Here is a 19172-nt window from a genome sequence, read left to right on the forward strand (position 1 = left end):
CAATCAACGCACAACCGAATAACGCAAGCGAGGTGTCACCATGAACGATTTGTCTTCGATGATTGTCCCCGGCGTGCTCTGGGGTCTGGTGCTGTTTTCCGTGGTCAGCTGGGCGATCCTGCTGGTCAAGTCGGCGCAGTACCTGCGGCAGAAAGCGCAGAACAAACAATTCACCAAGGCCTTCTGGGGCGCGCCGGATCTGCTCACCGCCGCCGAACACGCCAGCCAGTATCCGGGCGCTCTGGCGCGCATCGCCAGCAGCGGTTTCGAGGCGCTGCTGGTGGAAGATTCGCCGCGCACCACCCAGCAACTGGCGCACACCATCAACCGTTCGGATCGTCTGGAACGCAACCTGCGCCAGCAGATCCAGAAGGAACGCCGCTCGCTGGAAAACGGCCAGGCGATCCTCGCCAGTATCGGCAGCACCGCGCCGTTCATTGGCCTGTTCGGCACCGTGTGGGGAATCATGGAAGCGCTGAAAAGCATCGGCGAAACCGGTTCGGCCAGCCTTGAAGCAGTGGCTGGGCCGATCGGTCACGCGCTGATCGCCACCGGCGTCGGTATTGCTGTCGCCGTGCCAGCGGTGCTGATTTACAACTTTTTCCTGCGCCGCTTGAAGCTCGCCTCGGCAGACATGGATGACTTCGCCCACGACTTCGACGCCCTCGCCTCGCGCAGTGCGTTTTCCATCAGCCGTCAGGCCATCGCCAGCAAAACCACTGCCGCCGTGCGGGAGGCCAGCTGATGTCTTTTTCTACGCAAGACAGCGATGAAGTGCTCAGCGAAATGAACGTCACGCCACTGGTCGACGTGATGCTCGTGCTGCTGGTGGTGTTTATCGTCACCGCGCCGCTGATGACCAACGCGATCAAGGTCAACCTGCCGAAAACCGACGCCGTCGCCCCTGCCGAGAAGAAAGATCCGGTGGTGGTCAGCGTCGATCAGGACGGCAAGTTTTATCTGGCGAAGACCGAGCTGGCGCCGGAATCGCTGGAAGCCAGCCTCAAGGAGGTCAAGGCCAAGGACGCCGAGGTGCGCGTGCAGTTGCAGGCCGACTCCGCCGTCAATTACGGCCAGGTGGCCAAGGCCATGGCGTCGATCGAACGCTCGGGCATTACCAAAATATCGGTGATGACCACCCACTGAGTGCGGTGGCGGCCGCGTCTTGAGAGACGCGCCCGCCACCGCCCGCTGAATCCTGTCGCAATCAGCCGACCGAAAAAACGCCACGCGTCTTCGGAGGGGATCGGCTTGCTTGAAGAAAGTGGTTTTCCGCACGCGGTATCACCGATAGCGGAGCAATGAGGGGCTCACAAGGCCAATTCGATAACGTCTAAAAAGTCGGAAATAACCATGCTGATGAACACTCCACGCTTCACGCTCAAACCCTTGGTGGCCACGATTTCTCGTCACCGTTTTGTTCCGTTGTATCTGGTGGCCATGGGGATGGGCGCCGGGACTGTGCAGGCGGCCGAGGACGACAACGCTGGCGTCCCGGCGGCTGCGGCGGTGGTTGCGCCGACCACGCAACTGCAACGGGTCGAAGTGACGGGCTCGGCGATTCGCCGGGTCGATGCGGAAACGGCGGTGCCGATCACCATTCTCAAGGCCGATGAGCTGCGCAAACAGGGCGTGACCACCACCGCCGAACTGGTGCAGCGCATCACTGGCAGCCAGTCGATCAACAACAGCGCAGGCTCGGTCGGCGCGGCGACTGGCGGCGCCTCGTTCGCTGACATGCGCGGCATCGGCGCGAACAAGACGCTGGTGCTGCTCAACGGTCGACGCTTGGCCAACAACGCCTTGTCCGGGACCAACTCGGCCGGCGGTGCGGTGGATCTGAACATGATCCCGTTTGCCGCCATCGAACGCGTGGAAGTGCTGCGTGACGGCGCCTCGGCCCTGTACGGCACCGACGCCATCGGCGGCGTGATCAACTTCATCACCAAGAAATCCCTGACCGACGGCCAGTTGACCCTCGGCGGCGAAACCCCGACTCACAGCGGCGGCGGTGCAACCAAAGACATGAGCGCCAGTTGGGGCTACGGCGATCTGGAAGAAGACCGCTTCAACGTCCTCGGCGTGTTCAATTACAACAAGCAGCAGAACCTCGACGCCAACGACCGCTCTTTTGCCACCGACTACGCCCCCGGTCGCGGTCTCGATCAGACCTCCGGCACCGCGTTCCCCGGCAACTACAGTCAGAACGGCAACGCCACCAACCCGTTGGCCAACAGCAATTGCAACGGGCCGAACCTGATCGCCCGCGACGGTTTGTGCCGCTTCAGCACCCGCGAATACATCGACCTGGTGCCGCAGACCGAGAAGACCTCGTTCTTCGGCAAGACCACCGGCAAACTCGGCGACGATCACAACGTCAACCTCGAATACTTCTGGTCGCGCAACAACAACGCCACGGCGATCGGCCCTGCGCCGTTGACCGGTCTGAGCCTCGACGGCTCATCGCCCTACTATCCCGGCAATGGCATCACCCCGGCGCCCACCGATTTCGCCCTCGACCCGACGCAACCGGTCGACGTCAACTGGCGTGAAACTGCGGCCGGCCCACGTGAATCGAAAGACCAGAACACCAGCCAGCGCTTCCTGCTCAGCTTCGATGGTCTGGTCGGTGGTTGGGATTACAACGTCGGCGCCTCGTACAACCAGAACAAAATCGTCTCCAGCGTCACCAATGGCTTTGTCAGCGATCAGGCGATGATCAACGGTTTGGCCAGCGGTCTACTCAACCCGTTCGGCCCGCAATCGGCCGCCGGTCAGCAATACATCGATAACGCGGCGTACCACGGCGCCTACTCCACCGCTGTTGGCCGTGTGGCCGGTTTTGATGGACGTATCAGCCGTGAAATCGGCGACTGGTTCGGCGCCGGCCCTTCCGGTCTGGCGCTGGGTGGCGAGTACCGCAAAGAGAAATTCCACCAGGACTTCGAGTCGTTCGCCGGCGACATCCAGAGCCTCGGCATCGACCCCAACGGCAGTGTCGAGGGCGACCGCAGCGTCAAAGCCGCCTACGCGGAAATCAACGTGCCGGTGCTCGACAGCCTCGAACTGTCCGCCGCCGTGCGTCACGACAAATACAGCGACTTCGGCAGCACCACCAACCCGAAATACTCGTTCCGTTATCAGCCGTTGAAAGAGCTGGTGGTGCGTGGCGCCTACAGTGAAGGCTTCCGTGCGCCGTCGCTGTACGAGCTGTATTCACCGCGCAGCATCACCTTCACCCAGGGCTACTACAACGACCCGGTGCTGTGTACCGGCGGTGTGGTGCAACCGGGCGGCAACGGCGGCCGCGATTGCGGTCAGCAGTTCCTCAACCAGATTGGCGGCAACGAAGACCTGGCTCCGGAGAAGGCACGCAACGTGACCCTCGGCTTCGTCTATCAGCCGATCAACAACCTTTCGGTGGGTCTGGATTTCTGGTGGATTCACATCTCCAACCAGATCCAGCCGTTCCCGGAATCCACCGTGTTTGATCAGGCCGGTTCCTACCCCGATCGCTTCGTGCGCAACGCCGACGGCACGCTCAACTACATCGTCACCGGCAACGCCAACCTCGGCATCGTTGAAACCAACGGTGTCGATGTGTCGCTGGATTACCGCTTTCCGAACACGCCGTACGGTCAGTTCGGTCTGGGCCTGCAAGGCACCTACGTCGATGAATACGACTTCCAGAGCACCATCAAAGGCCCGTTCACCGACAAGGTCGGCGACTTTCAGGGTGACGGCGTGATCGCGCGCTGGAAACACAACCTCACCGGCAGCTGGACCTTCGGCGCGGCGCGGGCGGCGCTGACCAACCGCTTCACCACCGGTTACAACGACTACGACCGCGACACCCACGCGCGCGTGGCGTCGTATTCGGTGTGGGATCTGTCGGCCGGTTACACCTTCAACAAGGTGCTGGATGTCGATGCCGGGATGAAGAACGTGTTCGACCGCAACCCGCCGTTCTCCAACCAGGCTTATAACTTCCAGAGCGGCTATGACCCGCGTTACACCGACCCGCTGGGGCGCACCTTGTTTGCGCGCATGACTTACCACTTCTAACCAAGAGCACCGCAACTCCTGTAGGAGTGAGCCTGCTCGCGATAGCGTTTTTTCAGTCAACCTTGCAGGGTCTGACTTGGGCTCATCGCGAGCAGGCTCACTCCTACAGTTTTGATCTGTGTGCGTTCAGGAATTTAGGAGTGACTTCATGAGTTTTTTGCGCAACATGGCTGGCTTGCTGCTCGGCAGTGCGCTGCTGTGCACCGGCACCTCGTCGCTGGCCGCTGGCAGTTATGCGCTGACGGTCTACGGCGAGTCGCCTAAGTATCCGGCGAACTTTCAGCACTTTGATTTCGTCGATCCCAAAGCGCCCAAGGGTGGTTCGCTCAGTCGCGCGTCAATGGAAATCGGCCAGTACAACTACATCAGCCCGTATGCCGATCAGGGCATTTCCGTGGTCCAGGTCAATGACTGGGTGTATTCGCCGCTGGCGTTCCGTTCGCTCGACGAGCCGTACACCGTTTACGCACTGGTCGCACAACAGATCGAGCGCGATCCGGATGGCTTGTGGGTGCGCTTCACCCTCAATCCAAAAGCACGTTTCGCCGACGGCACGCCGATCACCGCCGAAGACGTGCGCTTCACCTTCAACCTGCTGATGACCAAGGGCAGCCTGAGTTATCGCCAGCAATACGCCGACGTCCAGGACGTGCTGATCGAAGGCCCGCGACAAGTGCGTTTCACCTTCAAGAACAACCTCAACCGCACCCTCGCGCTGGATCTGGCGACGATGCGCGTGGTCCCCGAACACTGGTGGAAGACCCGCGACTTCGCCAATGGCGGCGGTTTCGAGCCACCGCTGGGCAGCGGCCCGTACCGGGTGAGCAAGGTCGACGCCGGGCGCAGCATCAGTTTCGAGCGCGATCCGGGCTGGTGGGGCAAGGACCTGCCGGTCAGTCGCGGGATGTACAACTTCGACACGCTCACGGTGAATTTCTACGGTGACACCGACGTCGCCCGGCAACTGCTGCAGGCCGGCGCGTTCGACTACAACCGTGAGTTCTCCTCATCCGGATACGTGGTCGGCTACGACAGTCCGGCACTGCGTGACGGTCGCTTGCAGCAGTCGATTCTGGCGCCGGAAAAACCCACCGCCGCTCAGGGCTTCGTGTTCAACCTGCAGAACCCGATCTTCGAGGATCGCCGCGTGCGTCAGGCGATCAGCCTGCTGTGGGATTTCGAGTGGACCAACAAACAGATGATGCGCGGCTTCTACGTGCGCCAGAACAGCTTCTGGCCGAAGAGTGAAATGGCCGCCACCGCGCTACCTGATGCCGAGGAATTGAAGATCCTCGAACCTTTGCGTGGGCAGATTCCCAACGAGGTCTTCACCGAGGTTTATCAGGCACCGAAAACCGATGGCAGCGGCTACATCCGCGACAAGCAACTACAAGCACTGAAGCTGCTCGCCGAGGCTGGCTGGACGCCGCAACACAATCATCTGGTCAACGCTGCGGGCGAGCCGCTGGAGTTCACCTTTCTCGACGGTCAGGGCGGCTTCGACCGCATGTTGCTGCCGTTCAAACGCACCCTCGCGCAGATCGGCATCACCCTGAATTTGCGCCGGATCGATTCGGCGCAATACGTCAACCGCCTCAACGCCCGCGACTACGACATGATCGTTACCAGTTTCCCGCGCAGCGGCGATCCGATCGTCTCTCCCGGCCGCGAGTTGTACAGCCTCTACGCCTCGCAAAGTGCCACGCAAGTCGGCAGTTCCAACTCGATGGTGCTGGCCAACCCGGCGGTCGATCAACTGATCGACGGACTGGTCCAGGCCAACACCCGCGAGGCCATGGTGCATTACGCCCGCGCCCTCGATCGGGTGCTGCAATGGGGTTACTACATGATTCCCAACTATTACTCCAAAGGCACGCCGACGGTGTATCAGAACCGCTTCGGCATGCCGCCCGTGCAACCGGCCTACGACGAAGGCCTCAACACCTGGTGGGAGGTATCGGCCAAGGCGTTGACCACCCAGCAGATGCACACTCAACTCGCGAGGGGCCAGTGACATGCTGCGTTATCTGAGTCGACGCTTGCTGCTGATCATCCCGACGCTGCTGTGCATTCTGGTGGTGAATTTTCTGATTGTGCAGGCCGCGCCGGGTGGCCCGGTGGAGCAAGCCATCGCCCGCTTGCAGGGCTTCGGCGGGCACAGCATGGGCGGCGGTGGCGAGGTCGCCGCGATTGGTGGCGCAGGCCGTAGCAGCCGTGGCCTCGATCCGGCGCTGATCGAGGAGATCAAACACCATTACGGCTTCGACAAACCGCTGCACGAACGCCTGTGGCTGATGCTGAAAAACTACGCGCAGCTGGATCTGGGCAGCAGTTTCTTTCGCGGCGCCAAGGTCACCGACCTGATTGTGCAGAAGCTGCCGGTGTCGCTGTCGCTGGGCTTGTGGGCGACGTTGATCACCTACCTGATTTCGATCCCGCTGGGCATTCGCAAAGCGATCAGGAACGGCAGCGCGTTTGATGTCTGGAGCAGCACGGCGATCATCATCGGCTATGCGATGCCAGCGTTCCTCTTCGCGATTCTGTTGATCGTGGTGTTCGCCGGTGGCAGCTACGTCAACTGGTTTCCGGTGCAGGGCCTGGTCTCGGATAACTTCGACAGCCTCAGCACATTGGGCAAGATTGGCGACTACCTCTGGCACCTGGTGTTGCCGGTGACGGCGCTGGTGATCGGCGGCTTCGCCACGCTAACGATCCTGACCAAAAACAGCTTCCTCAACGAGATCAGCCGCCAGTACGTGATCACCGCGCGGGCCAAGGGTTTGACCGAGCGTCGCGTGCTCTATGGCCACGTGTTTCGCAACGCCATGTTGTTGGTGGTAGCCGGTGTGCCGTCGGCGCTGATCGAGGTGTTTTTTGCCGGTTCCCTGCTGATCGAAACCATCTTCAACCTCGACGGCCTCGGGCGCATGAGTTACGAGGCAGCAGTGTCGCGGGATTACCCGGTGGTGTTCGGCGCACTGTTTCTGTTCACCCTGTTCGGCCTGTTGATCAAGCTGATCGGCGATCTCTGCTACACCTTGCTCGACCCGCGCATCGACTTCTCGGCGAGGACTGCCTGATGTTCACTCTTTCTCCTCTTGGTCAACGTCGCGTTGCGCAGTTCAAGGCCAACCGCCGTGGACGCTGGTCGTTGTGGCTGTTTATCGGTCTATGCCTGATTTGTCTAGGCGGTGAACTGATCGCGAACGACAAGCCACTGGTGATCCGCTACCACGACGCTTTCTACTTTCCGATCCTCAGCGATTACCTGGAAACCGATTTCGGTGGCGAACTGCCGTTTCAGCCGGATTACGCCAGCGGTTACGTGCACAAACTGATCGAGGATCAGGGCGGCTGGATGCTGTTTCCGCCGATCCCGTTCAGTTACGACACGGTCAATTACGACCTCAGCGAACCGGCGCCGAGTCCGCCTTCTTCAAGCAACTGGCTGGGCACCGACGATCAAGCGCGCGACGTGTTAGCGCGGGTGATTTTCGGCACGCGGATTTCGATTCTGTTTGCGCTGATCCTCACTGGCATCAGTGCGTTGATCGGCATCGTTGCCGGGGCGTTGCAGGGTTACTACGGCGGTTGGGTCGACTTGCTCGGGCAACGGGTGCTGGAGATTTGGTCAGGGTTGCCGGTGCTCTATCTGCTGATCATTTTGTCCGGGTTCGTCTCGCCGAGCTTCTGGTGGTTGCTGGGGATCATGGCGTTGTTTTCCTGGCTGGCGCTGGTCGACGTTGTGCGCGCCGAATTCCTGCGTGGGCGCAATCTGGAATACGTCAAAGCCGCGCGGGCGCTGGGCCTGACCGACAACGAACTGATGTGCCGGCACATCCTTCCCAACGCGATGACCTCCACCCTCACCTACCTGCCGTTCATTCTGACCGGCGCCATCGCCACGCTGACGGCACTGGACTTTCTTGGTTTCGGTATGCCGGCGGGTACTGCATCGCTGGGCGAATTGATCGGTCAGGCCAAGCGCAATCTGCAAGCGCCATGGCTAGGGCTGACGGCGTTTTTTGCCCTGGCGCTGATTTTGTCGTTGTTGGTTTTCATCGGTGAGGCTTGCCGTGATGCGTTTGATCCAAGGAGCTGAGATGAACGACAACCTGATTGAAATTCGCGATCTGCGCGTGGCCTTCGCCGGGCAGGCAGTGGTGCATGGTTTGAACCTGGATATTCGCCGTGGCGAATGTCTGGCACTGGTCGGTGAATCCGGCTCGGGCAAATCGGTGACGGCGCACTCGATTCTGCGTTTGTTGCCGGGCAAGAACGTCAGCAGCAGCGGCGCGATCCGCTACAACGGCGTCGACTTGCTGCACGCCAGCGAACAGCAAATGCGCGGCTTGCGCGGCAACCGCATCGCAATGATTTTCCAGGAGCCGATGACTTCGCTGAATCCGTTGCACACGGTGGAAAGGCAGGTCAGTGAAGTGCTGGAAATTCACAAAGGTCTGAAGGGTCGCGCGGCACGTGAGCGGACATTGGAGCTGCTGGAACTGGTCGGCATCCGCCAGCCGTTGCAGCGTTTGAAAGCCTATCCGCATCAGCTTTCGGGCGGGCAGCGGCAACGGGTGATGATCGCCATGGCGCTGGCCAACGAGCCGGAGTTGTTGATCGCCGATGAGCCGACCACGGCGCTGGATGTGACGGTGCAGCAGAAGATTCTCGAGCTGCTGATCGAGCTTCAGCAACGCCTTGGTATGTCGCTGTTGCTGATCAGCCATGACCTCAATCTGGTGCGCCGTATCGCGCAACGGGTGTGCGTGATGCGTCACGGTGAGATCGTCGAGGAGGCCTATTGCGAAGCGTTGTTTGGTGCGCCGCAGCATCCTTACAGTCGTTTGTTGATCGAGGCGGAGCCCAACGGTGCGCCAGTGCCCAGTGAGTACGATCACAACCTGCTCGAAGTCGATGATTTGAAGGTGTGGTTCCCATTGCCCAAAGGGTTGTTCAGTCGCCAGCAGGATTACATCAAAGCGGTGGATGGCGTGAGCTTCACCCTGCAGCGGGGCAAGACCTTGGGAATTGTCGGCGAGTCAGGATCGGGCAAATCAACACTAGGTCAGGCGATCCTGCGACTGGTCGAGTCCGAGGGCAATATCCGTTTCGGCAACAAGCAACTGAGCCTGCTCAATCAGCGCTTGATGCGGCCGTTGCGGCGGCAGATTCAGGTGGTGTTCCAGGACCCGTTCGGCAGCCTCAGCCCGCGGATGTCGGTGCAGCAGATTATTGCCGAAGGCTTGCTGACCCATGGCATCGGCACTGAAGCCGAGCGTGAGGCGGCGGTGATTCGCGTACTGGAGGAAGTTGGCCTCGATCCGCAGAGCCGGCATCGTTATCCCCACGAATTTTCCGGTGGCCAGCGCCAGCGCATTTCCATCGCCCGCGCACTGGTGCTGGAACCGGCGCTGATTCTGCTTGATGAACCAACGTCGGCGCTGGATCGCACGGTGCAGAAACAGGTGGTGGAGTTGTTGCGGCAATTGCAGATCAGGCATGGGCTGACCTATTTGTTTATCAGCCATGACCTGGCGGTGGTGCATGCGCTGGCGCATGACTTGATGGTGATCAAGGATGGCAAGGTGGTTGAGCAGGGTTCTTCACGCGAGATTTTCGCCGCGCCGCAACATCCCTACACCCAGGAACTCCTGAACGCCTCCGGCCTCAAGCCCGACACAAATCCCTGTAGGAGTGAGCCTGCTCGCGATAGCGGTATTCCAGTGACATGAGTGCTGCCTGACCCACCGCCATCGCGAGCAGGCTCACTCCTACAGGGATGGTGGTGAGTCATTGAAATTTATTTGTCGGGCACTGCATCCAAACGCCTCCGTCACGGGTAGTCCTTATAACAGCCCTCTTCGGCTGTCAGCGGTCTACCCTTTCGGAGATAACACTGATGAACATCACCCAGCTGATTGGCCTCACCGGTTTGCTCGCCCTGTCCTCGACGACCTTCGCCCAAAGCAACTATCCCGACGCGATCAAAGTCCCGGACGGCCACAAGATCGCGATGGAAACCACCGGCGTCGGTGAGATCACTTACGAATGCCGTGACAAAGCCAATACTCCAGGGCAGACCGAATGGACCTTCGTCGGCCCGAAAGCGGTGCTCAATGATCGCAGCGGCAAACAGGTCGGCACCTACTTTGGCCCGCCCGCCACCTGGCAAGCCAAGGACGGTTCGAAAGTCACCGGCACGCAATTGGCCGTGGCGCCATCAAGCCCGGGCAACCTGCCCTATCAACTGGTCAAGGCCAATCCGGCCGAAGGCAAAGGCGCGATGAGCGGCGTGAGTTACATCCAGCGCGTCGCGCTCAAGGGCGGCGTGGCGCCGGGCAGCGAATGCACGGCGGCGAACAAGGGCAAGCAGGAAGTGGTGAAGTATCAGGCCGACTACATTTTCTGGGCGGCGAACTGACTTCCGGACTAACCGAGATCCAATGTGGGAGCGAGCCTGCTCGCGATAGCGGAGTGTCAGCCGACCTATTCTTTACTGATGCACCGCTATCGCGAGCAGGCTCACTCCTACAAGGGGAATTATGTGTTCTGGATGTTTGCGGAATGTAAGCTAGATTGCACGACATGCCTTTAGCCGAATCCACATTCGATTACGAAGCCCGCCTCGCTGCCTGTGCCCGTGGCGAGCGGTCGGCCCTGCGCGATTTGTATGTGCAGGAAGGCCCGCGCCTGCTCGGCGTGGCCAAACGGCTGGTGCGCGACACGGCGCTGGCGGAGGACGTTGTTCATGAGGCCTTTATCAAGATCTGGAGCGGCGCGGCGGGGTTTGATCCGGCGCGCGGTTCGGCGCGTGGCTGGATGTTCAGCGTGACCCGGCATCTGGCGCTGAATCTGCTGCGAGATCAGGGTCGTGAAACGTCGCTCGGGGTTGAGCACGAAACAGTCGGGGATGCTGACGACTTCGATGCCCATGCGCATTCGGCACGCATTCATCGTTGCCTCGAACAACTCGAGCCACAACGCCGCCACTGCATCCTGCATGCCTATGTCGACGGCTACAGCCACGCGCAGATTGCCGCGCGTTTAGACACTCCGCTGGGCACGGTCAAAGCGTGGATCAAACGCAGCCTCAACGCCTTGCGGGAGTGCATGGGATGACCAGCGAATCGGCGCAAGACCGCGATGAACTGGCCGGCGAATATGTGCTCGGCACGCTTTCTTTTGAACAGCGGATCGAGGTGCAACGACGCTTGCCCAACGACCCCGAACTGCGTGCAGCGGTGGATGCCTGGGAGCGGCGTCTGCTGGAGCTGACCGATCTGGCGCCCGCGCAACAACCCTCGGCACTGTTGTGGCCACGGATCGAACGCAGCCTTGAACGACTCACGCCAAAAGAGTCATCGACCTCATGGTGGAATCTGCTGCCGCTATGGCGCGGGTTGAGTGCTGCCGGACTGGCCGCGACATTGATTTTGGGTTCGATCCTGCTGACCCAGACCACGCCGAAACCGAGTTATCTAGTGGTGTTGGTGGCGCCGCAAGACAAAGCCCCGGGCTGGGTGATTCAGGCGAGCAATTCGCACGAGATTCAGCTGATTCCGCTGGGTGTGGTTGAGGTGCCAGCGGACAAGGCGCTGGAATTCTGGACCAAGGCTGATGGCTGGCAAGGGCCAGTGTCGCTGGGGCTGGTCAAGCCAGGCGAGGCTTTATCAGTGCCGCTGGACAAGCTGCCGCCGCTGCAACCCAATCAGCTGTTCGAGCTGACACTTGAGGGCGCCAATGGCTCGCCGATCGGCAAACCGACCGGGCCGATTCAGGCGATCGGGCGCGCGGTGAAGGTGCTGTGAGGCTCTGATCTGCGGGTTCCGGCAACCATCATCGGCATCGATGTTCACCATCACGGCAATGAAGTTCTCATAAAAAATCTCCGGCGTAACATCAGCTCCATACCAACCAACAACACCCCGGAGCACACCATCATGAAACGCCAAACTCTTCTCGGTATCGCTTTCTCGGTCTTCGCTATCAACGCTTTCGCCGCTACCCCGGCCCACACCCTGATCGCTGAGGGCGGTTCGGACAAACTGATCGAAAGCCGTGTGGCTGAAGGTGGCTCGGATCGTCTGATCGAACGTCGCGTTGCTGAAGGTGGTGCGGATCGTCTGATCGAACGTCGCGTCGCTGAAGGTGGTGCGGATCGTCTGCTTGAACGCCGCGTTGCCGAAGGTGGTTCGGATCGTCTGATCGAACGTCGCGTTGCCGAAGGTGGTTCGGATCGTCTGATCGAACGTCGCGTTGCTGAAGGTGGCTCGGATCGTCTGATCGAACGCCGCGTTGCTGAAGGTGGCTCGGATCGTCTGATCGAACGCCGCGTTGCCTGATGATTGGCTGTAAGCGCATCACCCCAGAGAAACCCGGCTCCCTTGGCCGGGTTTTTTATGTCTGTGTGTTTTATCCGGCCTTGGCCATGCAGCGTTTGTAGCGCTCGTCCACGCGCTTGGCGAACCACGCGGTCGTGAGTTTTCGGGTGATCTTCGGGCTTTGCAGCACGATCCCCGGCAACACCGCACGCGGCAGCTTCTTCCGCTCCGCTTGCTCTGCCAGTTCGAACACCCGCTGATAGAGCTTGGTCTCTTCGAACTCCAGGGTTTTGCCCTTCTCCAGTTGATCGCGAATGGTCGGGTTGCGCATGCCCAATGACTTGCCGAGGGTGCGCACCGCCAGTTCCGTGCCGCCGGGCATGATCGAGTCGTAGCGGATCAGATCGCCATCGAGTGCCAGCGGAATACCGGAGGCGCGGCTCACCGCGTTTTGAAACGCCGCGTTGCGACTGGCGTACCAACCAGCGTTGAAATCGGCAAATCGGTACAACGGCTCGCGATAGCTCACCGGATAACCGAGCAAATGCGCGATGCCGAAATACATGCCACCGCGCCGGCTGAACACCTCACGGCGGATCGTGCCGTCCACCGGGTACGGATAATCCTTGGCATGTTGTTCGGCAAATTCGATGCTGACCTGCATCGGCCCGCCGGTGTGCACCGGGTTGAAGCCGCCGAACAACGTGCGGCCCATCGGCACCCGGCCGATGAAGTCGTCGAAAATGCCACTGAGTTCTTTTTCACTGCGTGCCGCATTCAGGCGTTCGCTGTAGGTCTTGCCGTTGGTGGAACGCACTTGCAGAGCGCCGCTGACCAACAGGCTGGGGATGTGCACTTTAGCGGCACGACGATCGATTTCGTCGCGGGCGATTTTGCCCAGGCCGGGCACGGTGGGATCGGCCTGAAAGGTGGATTCCTGTTCGGCAACAGCCAGCACCGAGCAAAGATTTTGCGTGGTCGGGCTGATATTCTGCGCGGCAAATGCGGCGTAAATATCGGTGGCCCAGCCTTGGCGATCGGCAGTCTTGGCAGGCATCAGCCGTACGATCTCGGCCTTCACTTCGGCAGGCGCACGAGGTACCGGCTCGGTACTGCGTTGCCCTGCGCAACCGGCGAGCACCAGCAGTGCAGCGAGCGTGATCGGTAATCGAGGGTTGTGCATGTTGCTCCATCCAGTCCAATAAGCCAGAACCACCATACACAATCCGTGTAGGAGCTGCCGCAGGCTGCGATCTTTTGACTTTAAAAAACAAGATCAAAAGATCGCAGCCTTCAGCAGCTCCTACACAGGAATATGGGTTTTGAAGAGGTGATGACAAACTGATTGCAAAACGTTACTGAGAAAAAATATCATTTGTACCTGGAGTCGCATTTGCGCAAGGAGTTCCCGCGCCGCCCTTATTTTTCTCACCGGCCGTGCGCCTCCAGGTATCTACATGCCCGCTCCAGCTCGACTCGCCGTCCCGTTTCGCCCGACGCTTCTCGCCCTGCTGTGCTCCCTGACTGTCACCGCTCACGCCGCTGAAGGCGATACCAAAGCGCTGGTGCTGGACGACGTCAACGTCAACGCCCAAGCCCCGACGCCCAACGCCCTGCCTCCGGTTTACGCGGGTGGTCAGATCGCCCGTGGTGGTCAACTCGGCGTGCTGGGCAATCAGGACATGATGGACGTGCCATTCAGCGCCGCCTCTTATACCGAACAACTGATCCAGGATCAGCAGGCCGAAAACGTCGCCGACGTGCTGCTCAACGATTCGTCGGTACGTCAGGCCTCGGGTTTCTCCAACCAGGCGCAGGTCTTCATGATTCGTGGCCTGCCGCTGAACGGTGATGACATTTCCTATAACGGCCTGTACGGCGTGCTGCCACGGCAGATCATTTCCATCGACGCCTTGGAGCGCGTGGAAGTGTTCAAAGGCCCGAACGCGTTTATCAACGGCGTGACCCCGACCGGTTCCGGCATCGGCGGTGGCGTCAACCTGCAACCGAAGCGCGCCGGCGACGTGCCGCTGCGTCGATACACCACCGACATCAACAGCGAAGGCCGTATAGGTCATCACTTCGACATCGGCCAGCGCTTCGGTGAAGACAACCGCTTTGGCGCCCGGATCAACCTGTCCCAGCGTGAGGGCGACAGCGGCATCGATCACGAAAACCAGCGCTCGAAACTGTTCGCCATCGGCCTCGACTATCGCGGCGACGCCCTGCGCCTCTCCGGTGACTTCGCCTACCAGAAAGAGCGCGTCAACGGTGGCCGCAGCTCGGTCAACCTCGGCACTGCCACGCACATTCCGGATGCGCCATCGGCCGACACCAACTACGCGCCGAAGTGGGGCTACACCGACATCGAAGACACCTTCGGCATGCTCCGCGCCGAGTACGACCTGAACGACAACTGGACCGCTTATGCGGCCGGCGGCGCCAAGCACACCCGCGAAGTCGGGCGTTACAACTCGACCACTTTGGTTGGCAACAGCGGCGCGTCGTTTACCACGGGTTCGTTCGTCCCCCACGATGAAGACAACACCAGCGTCATGGCTGGCCTCAACGGCAAATTCAATACCGGCGCGATCAGTCACAAGGTCAATTTCGGGTTGACCGGTATCTGGGCCGAACAGCGCAGCGCCTATGATTTTGACCTGACCCAGTACGCCAACAATATCTACCATCCGGTGCAAACACCGTCGCCTGTCGGTAACTTTGCCGGCGGCGACTTGAATGATCCGGGCATCGTCGGCAAGACCTTCAACCGCAGCATCGCGCTTTCCGACACCCTCGGTTTCTTCGATGATCGCCTGCTGGTCACCGCCGGCCTGCGCCGCCAGCAACTGGTGGTGCAAGGCTACAACTACGCCAGTTGGGGCAGCGGCGATCGCAAGTCGAGCTACGACGAATCGATCACCACGCCGGTGTACGGCGTGGTGTTCAAGCCATGGGAACACGTGTCGTTCTACGCCAACCACATCGAAGGCCTGGCCCAGGGCCCGACCTCGCCGACCAGCTCCGGTGGTTTCCGTGTGACCAACGGCAACGAGGTTTACGCACCGGCCCGCTCCAAGCAAACCGAGGCTGGTGTGAAAGTCGACATGGGCACTTACGGCGCGAGCCTGGGTGTCTATCGCATCGAACAGCCGAGCGATGGTTACTGCGAAATCGACAGCGCCACCACCTGCACCTACGTGCGTGAAGGCGAGCAGGTCAACAAAGGCGTGGAAATGAACGTGTTCGGCGAGCCGATCCAGGGCCTGCGCCTGATCAGCGGCCTGACCCTGATGGACACCGAACTGAAGAACACCCTCAACGGCGCCAACGACGGCAACCGTGCGATCGGCGTGCCGACCTTCCAGTTCAACGCTGGTGCGGATTGGGACGTGCCCGGCCTGCAAGGCGTAGCGCTGAATGCGCGGATGCTGCGCACTGGCGGCCAGTACGCTGACGCGGCGAACAACCTCAGCCTGCCGACCTGGAACCGTTTCGATGCGGGCGCGCGTTATGCGTTCAAGGTCTCGGAGAAGGACGTGACCGTGCGTCTGGGCGTGGAGAATCTGGCGAACAAGAAGTATTGGGAATCGGCTCAGGGTGGTTATCTGACTCAGGGTGAGCCGCGGGTGGCCAAGTTGTCCGGGACTATTGATTTCTAAGGCTGAAAAGCCCCTCACCCTAGCCCTCTCCCGGAGGGAGAGGGGACTGATTGCGGTGTTCTTTCGAGTTACGCCGACGTGTGCCACCGAGTTGAACTCAGGTTTTGAACGGCCCCGAATCTGCTCCCTTTCCCCCTCGCCCCCTTTGGGGGAGAGGGCTGGGGTGAGGGGGTAAATTTCACTGTCACCAAAATCTCCTGCCGAACACCCGAAAAAGGCCCCACAGCCTCACCGCTGCGGGGCCTTTTTCCGTCTGACCGATGAACTGGCCACCCTCTCCTGCTGATCCATACTTGCTGCACAGCAAACGGAGGACAGGCCCATGAACCGCAGCGACGTCCTGATCATCGGCGCTGGCCCGACCGGGCTGGTGCTGGCCCTGTGGCTGAGCAAACTCAGCGTGCGCGTGCGCATCATCGATAAAACTTCCGCGCCCGGCACCACTTCGCGAGCGCTGGCGGTGCAGGCTCGCACCCTCGAGTTGTACCGGCAACTGGACCTCGCCGACACCGTGGTGCGCAACGGTCATCGGGTGGCGGCGGCGAATTTCTGGGTCAACGGCAAAGCGGTCGCGCAATTACCGCTGAACCGCATTGGCGAAGGCCTGACGCCCTATGCGTTCGTCGAAATATTCCCGCAGGACGAGCACGAACGGCTGCTGATCGAGCGCCTCGAGGACTACGGCGTCACGGTCGAACGCAACACCACGCTGGAAAGCTTCGAAGAAACCGGCGACGGCCTCACCGCGCATTTACGCCTGCCCGATGGCGAGCAGGAAATCTGCCAGGCCTGTTATCTGGCCGGCTGTGACGGCGCCCGCTCAGTGGTGCGCAAAACCCTCGACACCGGGTTCCCCGGCGGCACTTATCAGCAGATTTTCTATGTCGCGGACGTCAAGGCCAGCGGCCCGGCAATGAACGGCGAGCTGCACCTGGAGCTGGATGAAGCAGACTTTCTCGCCGTGTTTCCTCTCGCCGGCGAAGGCCGCGCGAGGCTGATCGGCACCGTGCGGGACGAGCGTGCTGATCGCGCCGAAACCCTTGAATTTTCCGATGTCAGCAGCCGCGCCATCGAACATCTCAAGGTGCACATCGAAGACGTGCACTGGTTCTCGACCTACCGTGTGCATCACCGCGTGGCCGAGCATTTTCGCAGTGGCCGCGCGTTTCTGCTCGGCGATGCCGCACATGTGCACAGCCCGGCAGGCGGTCAGGGCATGAACACCGGCATTGGCGACGCGATCAATCTGGCGTGGAAACTTGCCGCCGTGCTTAGCGGCGCTGCCGAACCAGGCCTGCTCGACAGCTATGAAACCGAACGCATGGCCTTCGCCCGCAGGCTGGTGTCGACCACCGACAAGGTCTTCAGTTTCGTCACTGCCGAGGGACGTATGGCGGACCTGCTGCGCATGCGCGTGGCGCCGTTTCTGATCCCGAAAATGGCTTCGTTCGAGGCCAGTCGCGAGTTCCTCTTTCGCACGGTGTCGCAAGTCACCCTCAACTACCGCGGCATGCCGCTGAGCCAGGGCGCAGCCGGCCACGTCCACGGCGGTGACCGTTTGCCGTGGGCGCATGATGGTGAGGGGGATAACTACGAACCGCTACGGCAACCGTGCTGGCAGGTGCATGTGTACGGCGACACCAGCGACGAGATGATTGCCTGGTGCCACGAACATCATTTGCCGCTGCATGTGTTCGACTGGCGTCCGGCGTTTGAAACGGCAGGATTGGGGCGTAATGGCTTTTATCTGCTGCGCCCGGATACGTATGTAGCGATTGCCGAGAACAGCGCGGATCCGAAAGTGATTGAACGCTACTTCCGCGATCACGGGATCCGGCCCTACTTCAACTGCCCCTGACCCACCACAAAACCCTGTAGGAGTGAGCCTGCTCGCGATAGCGGTGTATCAGCCGCCATTAATGTTGACTGACAAGACGCTATCGCGAGCAGGCTCACTCCTACAGTTTGGATTTGCGGTGTTGCTTAGATCCCGGCCAAGGCCAGATCCATCGCAAAGTAAGTGAAGATCAAATCCGCACCCGCGCGCTTGATCGCGCCCAGACTTTCACGCACCACTCGATCCTCATCAATCGCCCCGGCCTGTGCGCCGAACTTGATCATCGCGTACTCGCCGCTGACCTGATACGCCGCCAGCGGCAGGTTCGAGGCCTCGCGGATATCGCGGATGATGTCGAGGTAAGCACCGGCCGGTTTGACCATCAGCGCATCGGCGCCTTCCTGCTCGTCTAGCAGCGATTCGCGCAGGGCTTCGCGGCGGTTCATCGGGTTCATCTGATAGCTTTTGCGGTCGCCCTTCAGCGCGCTGCCGCCGGCCTCGCGGAACGGGCCGTAAAGCGCCGAGGCAAATTTGGTCGAGTAGGCCATGATCGGAATCTGAGTAAATCCGGCCGCATCCAGGGCCTGACGAATCGCCCGCACCTGACCGTCCATCGCCGCCGACGGCGCGATCACATCAGCACCGGCACGCGCCGCTGCCACGGCTTGTTTGCCGAGGTTGATCAGGGTCTGGTCGTTGTCGACTTCATGGTTGTGCATCACGCCGCAGTGGCCGTGATCGGTGTATTCGCAGAAGCAGGTGTCGGACATCACGATCATCTCCGGCACGGCATCTTTGGCAATGCGCGACATGCGCGAGACCAGACCGTCTTCGCGCCAGGTGTCGCTGCCGGTGCTGTCCAGATGGTGGGACACGCCGAAGGTCATCACCGACTTGACGCCGGCACGGGCATAACGCTCGATTTCGCTGGCCAGTTTGCGCTCGGGAATACGCATCACCCCGGGCATGCTGTTGATCGGCACGAAGTCATCGATTTCTTCCTCGACGAAAATCGGCAGCACCAGATCATTCAGGCTGAACTCGGTTTCCTGGAACAGGCTGCGCAGGCTCGCATTGCGGCGCAGACGGCGGGGACGTGCTTCGGGGAACTGACTGGACATGAGGGCCTTTCCTGAAAACGGCAGATGAGACGAAAGTCGTAGGGGGCGAAGCTTATGCCTTGCGGGGGGCGGGATACAAACCTGGATCAATCAAGAGTGCATTACTGGGGGTGCAATAATCCCTCGGACTTTGCACATTCCCTTGTGGGAGCGAGCCTGC

At 60.7% G+C, this 19172-nt stretch carries 15 protein-coding genes; 13 read left to right on the forward strand and 2 right to left on the reverse strand.

From position 1 onward, the window contains the following. Positions 1-58 precede the first annotated feature (58 nt). The 11 genes from AC5SEM_RS15505 to AC5SEM_RS15555 all read left to right on the forward strand — a co-directional run bounded on the left by AC5SEM_RS15505 (position 59) and on the right by AC5SEM_RS15555 (position 12413). On the forward strand, positions 59-745 hold the full coding sequence (locus AC5SEM_RS15505) for a MotA/TolQ/ExbB proton channel family protein (RefSeq protein ID WP_371044186.1): 687 nt from the start codon (positions 59-61) through the stop codon (positions 743-745). Continuing rightward, positions 745-1146, forward strand: a complete 402-nt coding sequence (locus AC5SEM_RS15510; RefSeq protein ID WP_007918272.1) for an ExbD/TolR family protein — start codon at positions 745-747, stop codon at positions 1144-1146. The genes AC5SEM_RS15505 and AC5SEM_RS15510 overlap by 1 nt, the downstream gene beginning before the upstream one ends. A gap of 207 nt (positions 1147-1353) precedes the next feature. Beyond that, complete coding sequence (locus tag AC5SEM_RS15515) at positions 1354-4065, forward strand: TonB-dependent receptor (protein ID WP_495470735.1); 2712 nt, start codon at positions 1354-1356, stop codon at positions 4063-4065. Between the two features lie 148 nt (positions 4066-4213). Further along, entirely contained in the window at positions 4214-6079 is a 1866-nt protein-coding gene (locus AC5SEM_RS15520; protein ID WP_495470736.1) for an extracellular solute-binding protein, read from the forward strand. Position 6080: 1 nt separating this feature from the next. Then, entirely contained in the window at positions 6081-7145 is a 1065-nt protein-coding gene (locus AC5SEM_RS15525) for a microcin C ABC transporter permease YejB (RefSeq protein WP_454565604.1), read from the forward strand. Beyond that, on the forward strand, positions 7145-8167 hold the full coding sequence (locus tag AC5SEM_RS15530; RefSeq protein ID WP_102902438.1) for an ABC transporter permease: 1023 nt from the start codon (positions 7145-7147) through the stop codon (positions 8165-8167). The genes AC5SEM_RS15525 and AC5SEM_RS15530 overlap by 1 nt, the downstream gene beginning before the upstream one ends. A 1-nt stretch (position 8168) precedes the next feature. Further along, complete coding sequence (locus tag AC5SEM_RS15535) at positions 8169-9803, forward strand: ABC transporter ATP-binding protein (RefSeq protein ID WP_495470737.1); 1635 nt, start codon at positions 8169-8171, stop codon at positions 9801-9803. Positions 9804-9970: 167 nt separating this feature from the next. Further along, positions 9971-10492 carry a DUF3455 domain-containing protein gene (locus AC5SEM_RS15540; protein WP_077573743.1) on the forward strand — a complete coding sequence of 174 codons (522 nt, stop codon included), beginning with the start codon at positions 9971-9973 and terminating at the stop codon, positions 10490-10492. A 164-nt stretch (positions 10493-10656) separates the two neighbouring features. Next, positions 10657-11190: a sigma-70 family RNA polymerase sigma factor gene (locus AC5SEM_RS15545; RefSeq protein ID WP_495470738.1), complete on the forward strand. Its 534-nt coding sequence runs from the start codon at positions 10657-10659 to the stop codon at positions 11188-11190. Next, positions 11187-11879 carry an anti-sigma factor gene (locus AC5SEM_RS15550; RefSeq protein WP_495470739.1) on the forward strand — a complete coding sequence of 231 codons (693 nt, stop codon included), beginning with the start codon at positions 11187-11189 and terminating at the stop codon, positions 11877-11879. The genes AC5SEM_RS15545 and AC5SEM_RS15550 overlap by 4 nt, the downstream gene beginning before the upstream one ends. Before the next feature lie 132 nt (positions 11880-12011). Beyond that, the gene (locus AC5SEM_RS15555; protein ID WP_495470740.1) at positions 12012-12413 is read left to right on the forward strand and encodes a hypothetical protein; all 402 of its coding nucleotides are present in this window, start codon (positions 12012-12014) and stop codon (positions 12411-12413) included. Positions 12414-12483: 70 nt separating this feature from the next. On the opposite strand, the gene AC5SEM_RS15560 is transcribed toward AC5SEM_RS15555, so the two are convergent. Continuing rightward, a complete protein-coding gene (locus AC5SEM_RS15560; RefSeq protein ID WP_495470741.1) occupies positions 12484-13575 on the reverse strand; it encodes a DUF1615 domain-containing protein in 1092 nt (363 codons plus the stop codon). A gap of 274 nt (positions 13576-13849) precedes the next feature. On the opposite strand from AC5SEM_RS15560, the gene AC5SEM_RS15565 reads away from it, so the two are divergent. Together AC5SEM_RS15565 and AC5SEM_RS15570 are read left to right on the forward strand one after the other, a co-directional pair. Next, complete coding sequence (locus tag AC5SEM_RS15565; RefSeq protein ID WP_495470742.1) at positions 13850-16054, forward strand: TonB-dependent receptor; 2205 nt, start codon at positions 13850-13852, stop codon at positions 16052-16054. A gap of 322 nt (positions 16055-16376) precedes the next feature. Then, positions 16377-17912: an FAD-dependent monooxygenase gene (locus AC5SEM_RS15570; RefSeq protein ID WP_495470743.1), complete on the forward strand. Its 1536-nt coding sequence runs from the start codon at positions 16377-16379 to the stop codon at positions 17910-17912. 125 nt (positions 17913-18037) lie between these two features. Here AC5SEM_RS15570 and hemB read toward each other — a convergent pair whose 3' ends face one another. After that, positions 18038-19012, reverse strand: coding sequence for a porphobilinogen synthase (hemB, locus tag AC5SEM_RS15575; protein ID WP_495470744.1), 975 nt, complete (start codon positions 19010-19012; stop codon positions 18038-18040). Between the last annotated feature and the right edge of the window lie 160 nt (positions 19013-19172).

The sequence above is a fragment of the Pseudomonas sp. CH61 genome, assembly GCF_059429415.1.